The 519-nt window shown below is 65.5% G+C and carries 1 protein-coding gene; it reads right to left on the bottom strand.

Going from position 1 to position 519, the window contains the following annotated elements; all coding sequences use genetic code 11:
- A partial coding sequence (locus tag NFT33_RS19035; protein WP_251677717.1) for an integrase core domain-containing protein occupies positions 1–422 on the bottom strand: 422 nt, incomplete at its 3' end.
- Between the last annotated feature and the right edge of the window lie 97 nt (positions 423–519).

Below are 519 nucleotides of genomic sequence, written 5' to 3'. Positions count from 1 at the left end.
GGCGGCACGCCGCCCAGGGCGTCATGCGGTCGGTATTCGTTGTACTGGGTCATCCAGTCGTCGGCGATGGCCTGGACCTGCTCGATGGAATTGAACAGCCAGGCGTCGAGCACTTCGGTCCGGAAGGTGCGGTTGAAGCGTTCGACGTAGGCGTTCTGGTTGGGCTCGCCGGGCTCGATGTAGTTCAGCGCGATGCCGCGGCGCTGGGCCCATGCGACGAATTCGCGGCTGGTCATCTCCGGCCCGTTGTCCATGCGGATGGATTTCGGTGCGCCGTACCAGTCGACCAGCCGGTCCATCGTGCGGATGAGCATCGAGGCGGGCAGCGACTGCGCCACCTGGATCGCCAGAGCCTCGCGGTTGGCCTCGTCGATCACGTTGAGGGTGCGGAACCGCCTGCCGTCGTAGAGCACGTCGTGCATGAAATCCAGCGCCCAGCCCTGGTTGACGCATGCACCTGCCGCCAGAGGAGTCGGCTCGCGCTTCGGGATTCGGCGCTTCGTCCTTCGGGGAATGTTC

It is taken from the genome of Sphaerotilus sp. FB-3 (assembly GCF_023706025.1).
GTDB classification, from domain to species: domain Bacteria; phylum Pseudomonadota; class Gammaproteobacteria; order Burkholderiales; family Burkholderiaceae_C; genus Sphaerotilus; species Sphaerotilus sulfidivorans.
The sequence above is the reverse complement of the archived record's forward strand: the minus strand, read 5'-3'. Positions and strand labels throughout refer to the sequence as shown.